Source organism: Clostridium sp. AF02-29 (assembly GCF_934835585.1).
Lineage (GTDB): Bacteria > Bacillota > Clostridia > Lachnospirales > Lachnospiraceae > Otoolea > Otoolea fessa.
The window spans coordinates 24034-30373 of record NZ_CAKVZK010000034.1; the positions used below are offsets into that span (position 1 = coordinate 24034).

At 46.6% G+C, this 6340-nt stretch carries 6 protein-coding genes and 1 pseudogene; 2 read left to right on the forward strand and 5 right to left on the reverse strand.

Annotated features, from left to right (window positions below; genetic code table 11):
* Positions 1-85: 85 nt before the first annotated feature.
* Positions 86-502, forward strand: a pseudogene (locus PUQ60_RS09215) (NifB/NifX family molybdenum-iron cluster-binding protein); the annotation flags it as partial.
* A gap of 42 nt (positions 503-544) precedes the next feature.
* On the opposite strand, the gene PUQ60_RS09220 reads toward PUQ60_RS09215, so the two are convergent.
* Complete coding sequence (locus tag PUQ60_RS09220; RefSeq protein WP_273380633.1) at positions 545-1270, reverse strand: RluA family pseudouridine synthase; 726 nt, start codon at positions 1268-1270, stop codon at positions 545-547.
* Positions 1271-1656: 386 nt separating this feature from the next.
* On the opposite strand from PUQ60_RS09220, the gene PUQ60_RS09225 reads away from it, so the two are divergent.
* Positions 1657-2364 carry a hemolysin III family protein gene (locus tag PUQ60_RS09225; RefSeq protein WP_273380634.1) on the forward strand — a complete coding sequence of 236 codons (708 nt, stop codon included), beginning with the start codon at positions 1657-1659 and terminating at the stop codon, positions 2362-2364.
* 211 nt (positions 2365-2575) lie between these two features.
* Here the strand turns inward: PUQ60_RS09225 and PUQ60_RS09230 are convergent, their stop codons facing one another.
* From PUQ60_RS09230 to PUQ60_RS09245, 4 genes are all read right to left on the reverse strand, one after another.
* Positions 2576-3919, reverse strand: coding sequence for an MATE family efflux transporter (locus PUQ60_RS09230; RefSeq protein ID WP_273380636.1), 1344 nt, complete (start codon positions 3917-3919; stop codon positions 2576-2578).
* Complete coding sequence (locus tag PUQ60_RS09235) at positions 3909-4361, reverse strand: MarR family winged helix-turn-helix transcriptional regulator (protein ID WP_273380639.1); 453 nt, start codon at positions 4359-4361, stop codon at positions 3909-3911. Before PUQ60_RS09235 ends, PUQ60_RS09230 begins: the two co-directional genes overlap by 11 nt.
* Positions 4362-4721: 360 nt before the next feature.
* A complete protein-coding gene (locus PUQ60_RS09240) occupies positions 4722-5267 on the reverse strand; it encodes a methylated-DNA--[protein]-cysteine S-methyltransferase (protein ID WP_117796692.1) in 546 nt (181 codons plus the stop codon).
* Between the two features lie 517 nt (positions 5268-5784).
* The coding region (locus PUQ60_RS09245) for a VOC family protein (protein ID WP_273417138.1) at positions 5785-6340 on the reverse strand (556 nt) is incomplete at its 5' end.

The following is a 6340-nucleotide window of genomic DNA, read 5'->3' on the forward strand; positions in this document are numbered from 1 at the left end:
GTTGATTTCCGAACAGGGAGAATCTCATTGCGACAGATGCCACCAGATGCAGAAATCAGGTGCCATCCCAAATAAACATACATCAAAAGGAGAATCTAGTATGAAACTTGCAGTCACCTATGAAAATGGACAAATTTTTCAGCATTTTGGTCACACCGAACAGTTTAAGATCTATGAAGTGGCTGACGGAAAAATCGTCAGCGAAGAAGTGGTCGATACGAACGGCAGCGGTCACGGCGCTTTAGCTGGTTTTCTGATGCAGCACGGGGTCGAGGCGCTGATCTGCGGCGGCATCGGCGGCGGAGCGCAGGCAGCTCTGGCCGAGGTCGGCATCAAGCTCTACGGCGGCGTCAGCGGTGAGGCGGATGCGGCGGTCCATGCGCTGTTAGCCGAAAACCTCGGATTCAATCCAGATGTTCAGTGTAGTCACCATAACCAGAAACACGGGGATGGCGGTCACACCTGCGGCAGCCACGGCTGCGGAAACCATGGCTGTCACTGATAAAAATTTTCGCTTCTAAATTTTACTCACAAATAACTTCGCTTACAGAGTGAACTGCGGTTCTGTGGAAAATTCCATCCGTTCTCCTGTCACCGGGTGAAGGAACGACAAGCGAACCGCACACAGCGCCAGCGGCTCGCGGCGGGCACGTCCCACGGAGGCAGCCGCTGGTGCACCATACTTGGTATCTCCCACCAGCGGCGTTCCATGCGCAGCAAACTGCACGCGGATCTGATGATGACGCCCGGTGTGGAGATGGATTTCCACCAGAGAGCGCACTGCTCCATCTCCCTGTTCTTTTTCTTCTAATATCTGATATTCCAATTCCGCCCGCTTCGCACCGGCAGCCGACTTATCCACAATCCGGCTGGTATTCGTTTTCCCGTCTTTCAACAGATAATCCACGTACTTACCCACATTATCCACAGGTTTTCCACATACCACAGCCTGATAGATTTTCTCCAGTTTTCCGTCCTGTACCTGACGGCTCAAGTGCGCTGCCGCCTTCTGGTTCTTGGCATACACCATCACGCCGCGCACCGGCTTGTCCAGCCGGTGGATAACTCCAACATACGGCTCCACCGTGACTGTGGATGCTTTTGGGGATAAACCGGTGGATAACTTTTTCGCTTCCTGCGCCTTCCGGTGGAGATAATTTTTGATCTCGCTGACCATATCCGGCTCCAGACGTCTCGATGTCTGCGACTCTATTCCGGCTGGTTTGACCACAACCAATACATCCTTATCTTCATATAAAACATCTAACATAACTGATTTCCTCTCTACTTCATCCATGGATTCCCGAGATTTTAACTTCTCAAATCATCCATGATTCATTTTTTCTTCCACTTCTAACTTTAAAATTTTCATATGCAAACCATCGCATATATTTATTGCTAACGCACACGAAACGTGAAAATCTTTCGTTAAGTCCTCATATTATTTCGTGATTTCATCACTCAATCACTTCGCCGTTCGCCAAAAGTGAGCAAGCTCCCTATGGCTTTCTTCCGCCCATTATAACATATCTCTTTCCCCTCTTGCATATTTTTCAAAAAAGATGTATAGTATATAAAAACATTCGATATAGTTTTAAATACTACATATCACATTTATAATTACCTTATCAATTTTACAGCAAAGGAGGTTATTCTATGATTTCCAATCAAACACATACATCTAACACAACGGAACTCGCTGAAACAAAGCAGCATAAATTCCACGTAAAGGATCCCGGAAGCGCGCTGACGCATTTTATCGCGATGATCGGCGCGGTGATCGCGGCAGTTCCACTGCTTCACAAAGCGGCTGGAGAAGCAGATTCGCGCCATCTTGCGGCGTTGGCTGTATTTATCGTCAGCATGATCCTGCTCTATGCCGCCAGCACGACCTACCACACCTTTAATATTTCCGAGCACGTTAATAAAATCCTGCGTAAGATCGACCACATGATGATTTTCATCCTGATTGCCGGAACTTACACACCGGTTTGCCTGATCGTCCTTGGAAATAACACCGGTTACCGGCTTCTGGCGCTCGTCTGGGGTATCGCGATCGCTGGGATTCTCGTCAACGCGCTCTGGATCAACTGCCCGAAGTGGTTTTCTTCGCTGGTTTACATCGCGATGGGCTGGATCTGTGTGCTGGCCTTCCGGCAGATCGTGCTGGCACTTCCGAAAAGCGCCTTTCTCTGGCTGCTGACCGGCGGGCTTATCTACACGGCGGGCGGCATTATCTACGCACTGAAACTGCCGATTTTCAATGCAAAGCATAAAAATTTCGGTTCGCATGAGATTTTCCATCTGTTTGTCATGGGCGGAAGCCTGTGCCATTATGTGATGATGTACGCATTTGTAGCATAAGGGTGAACTACCCATTTCGTCTGACAGGCATTATGCCTCATACGTACACGAAATGCATACATTCAATTTTTTATGTCACATTCATTCTCCTTTCAAAAAAGGAACCGTCCTGATGCCAGCTGATAGACTGACCCAGGCGGTTCCTTTTCAATTCATTAAAAGCGTTTAAAAATTTTCTACGAAACTATTTTCTATGTTTTTACGTGCTTTCTCATGCTGCTCCTTTATCAAAGTCTCTTGTGATTTCCTTGTAATAAAGCACGATTCCCGTGACACCGACCAGCACTTCCGAGATCGGAAATGCAAACCAGGTAAAGCGCAGGTCAATCAGCGACAGCAGCCAGAAAATCGGAATCAGGCAGCAGATCTGGCGCATCACGGACAAAAAGAGGCTGATCTTTCCATTTCCGATCGCCTGGAAGAAGACCGGGGTCATCAGTGAAAATACCGCCGGAATAAAACTTGCCCCGATGATAGGGAATGCATTTTTTCCGATCGCGATGACCTCGCTGCTCTTTGAAAAAATCTGGAGCAGCTGCACTGGAAAGAAAACGAAGCAGATCACACCGACCAGCATAAACACACAGGAAAATCCATAGCTGTCCCGCATAATTTCCCGGCATCTCGCATAGCTCTTGGTTGCATAGTTAAAGCTGAGCACCGGAACGATACACGTCTGCAAGCCCAGCAGCGGGATAAAGAAAAACGTCTGCATTTTATAATAAAGCCCCAGCACCGTCACTGCCGAATCTGAAAATCCGGCAAGGATCGCATTTAAGATCACGATATAAACTGTAAATAATGCCTGCATAATAATCGACGCATAGCCAAACCAGTAGATCTGCTTGATATAGAGCGGCATTTTTGTGCGCTCTGGCAATCTGCCAACCCCGCCAAACGATGTGATGACCGCAGCCGCCACCTGTCCGCAGACAGTCGCATAGGCAGCACCCGCGACTCCCAGCTCCGGCACCGGACCGAGTCCGAAAATCAGGATCGGGTCAAGCACGATATTCGTCAGCGCCCCCACGGTCTGGGCGACCATCGGACGGTGCATATTGCCCCGCGACTGATGGACCTTCGTCCAGTTTCCTTCCAGAAATGCCCCGATGCTGCCGATACAGACGATCTGTCCGTAGATAACAGCACTCTCGATCGCTTCCGGGGTATTCGCACTTGTCAGGACATACGGACGCATACAGAAGATCGAGAAAATGGCAAATATAAACCAGGTTCCAAGCGCCAGAAGCGTGCCTGTTCCCGCTGTTTTTTCCGCCTGTCCCGGCATTTTCTGTGCATACAAGCGCGCCATGTAGGTATTCACGCCCACGCCGGTTCCCACCGCCAGCGCAATGATGATGAGCTGCAACGGATAAATGACCGAAAGCGCCGTCAGCGCCGATTCGGAATATTTTCCCACAAAAAAACTGTCTACAATGTTATACATCGCCTGAATCAGCTGCGCCAGCATAACCGGAGGTGCGATTTGCAGCAATATCTTCGGAATTTTCTCCGTCCGGAAAAATTCTGTATCCGTTCCCGCCTTACTCTTCATCGTCCGTCTCCCCCAGTGCCTCTTCCAGAATCTGGTCATACTCCATAAACAGTTCCGTCATTCTGCAGATCTTGTCCTCTCCCAGACGTTTCGCCGCCCGCTCTTCCATCCGGCTTAACGAATATAATAATTTTTCCGAATACCGTTCGCCCTCCGGCGTCAAAACAAGCGCCTTTTCCTTCCCGGTGCTCTTTTCCGGATCCGCTACAAGAATCCCATCCTTTTTCATCTCTGAAATCACATGGTTCACCGTCTGCCGCGGAAGCAGATACGAATCACAGATCTGCTTTTGCGTACAGGATCCGAATTCGCGGATGGTGTAAAGCACCAGCATCCGGTTATAGCTCACATTGTTATTCTTTGCCCACATCGAGTATACACCACGGCAGCGGATGATCGCCTGGTTGACCTGATCGTAAAGTTTTTGTATTTTATATTCCATAACCTTCCCCATTCAATCCCATTTGGGACTGAAAGAAGTATACGACCGGATTTTGAAATTGTCAATCTTTACTCGCTCCGCGATATCAAACCGATATATTACAATGTACGAATAGTGATTTCCATGGTTTTTTAACTAATAGGCAGGCACAATCATCGTCTTCCAGGAGCGGTCCTGGCACTTGTATTCCATCTGGATTTCTGTAAATAACATCCCCGCCTGCCTGTGAAACTTCGCAATCTTTGAAATAAGAAAAATATTCTGACGAAAATATCCTATATCGTTATTATCAAATTTGTTTCCACAGAAACAGTAACGTCAATGAAAATTGATATCACATTAAAAATACACCCTAAATGACTAAAGCGCCGTTCCTTTCTTCGGCGCAAAAAAACGACTCATATCGGTATGTTCCAGCGTAAGCAGTTCCACTTTCTTATCAATTCCACCCGCATACCCGGTCAGGCTTCCATTCGTTCCTACTACGCGGTGACATGGAATGATGATGGAGACCTCATTATGCCCCACTGCACCGCCTACCGCCTGCGCGGACATATGGGACGCATTCTGCATCTTCGCCAGCTTTTTTGCAATCTCCCCATAGGTAGTCGTCTGTCCATACGGAATTTGCAATAAAATCTGCCACACCGCCTGTCGAAATGCGGAGCCAGTCGGATGCAGCGGCGGAATAAAGTCCGGTTCTTTGCCAGAAAAATAAATATCCAGCCATCTCTTTGCCTCGGTTAAAATCGGGGATTCCTGTGAAATAGCTCCGTCTGGAAGTGTATTTGCAAAATACTTCTGCCCCTCAAACCACAGACCCGTGAGTCCGATCGCGTCTGCCGCCAGCAGAATATCGCCTAACTTTGATTTATATGTACATGTATATACTGTTTTATCCTTCACCGCGGACTCCTCCCAAGGTTATCGACTGCTTTTTTACATCCAATCGCTTTCTGCTTCCTCCAGCTTCTTCACAAGTGTATCTTTAAGAACCGTAAAAGCCAGCATAAAGCTATCGCGTATCAGCAGAATCAACTCGTCTATTTCATCCTCATTATATATATAACAGAGGTATTGCGTTTTTTTAACATGAGTAACCATATCTCAGCATCATTGATAAATCCGATCTTATAACCAAGCTGGAAGTTATGGCTTTAATTTCCTCCAAATAACCAGCTTTAGGACAATACATACGACCACCACAACAGCCACCATGGCACCATCCAACAGTAACTCTGTGTACCACGGTGCAGACTGCATGACATATGAATTTGGATAGGTTTTAAAATGCCAAAACTCATAAATTCCGAACCCAATGAAAACTCCTATGAATGAACCGATAACGATGTTTAAAAAACAATTCAACTTTCTCAGCATGGCAGTTCACCCTTTTCCAAATATTGATTTGTTTATTGCCCTTTTATAACGGTTGCATCATTTCAAGGATGATGCCATCCGGGTCTCTGAAATAAAACGCTCTGCTTTCCCCGAATCCCTCAGCCCTGAAATCGAAATACTGTGGTTCAGACAAGCACTCCACATGATTTTCAATCAGGATTTTGTAGGCAGAATCTATGTCATCCGTGTAGAAGCATACTTCTGAGATAGATGTCGTAAACAAATCTGATTGCATTTGATTTACTTTATTGTCTACAAACTGAATCAGCTCAACTGGCGGTGCCTCAATAGCCTTGGAGCCATTCAAATAAGCAACTCTTGCTTTGCAATTTGCTCTACGAAACATTTTATCTGTTTCTTCGCCTTCCATAAAAATTTCTCCTTGAAATTCAAGTCCAAGGATGTCTCTGTAGAAAGCAATCGAGCGATCCAAGTCAGAAACCGTTAATCCAACGTGATAAATTCTTCCGACCATCTTTATATCCTCCTGATGAAATTTCTGTTTTTTTATTCTCTCACAAATAAACTGGAAGTTAGCGATTTCTTTTTCCGGTATTCTCTGTCCCACGGATTTCCTC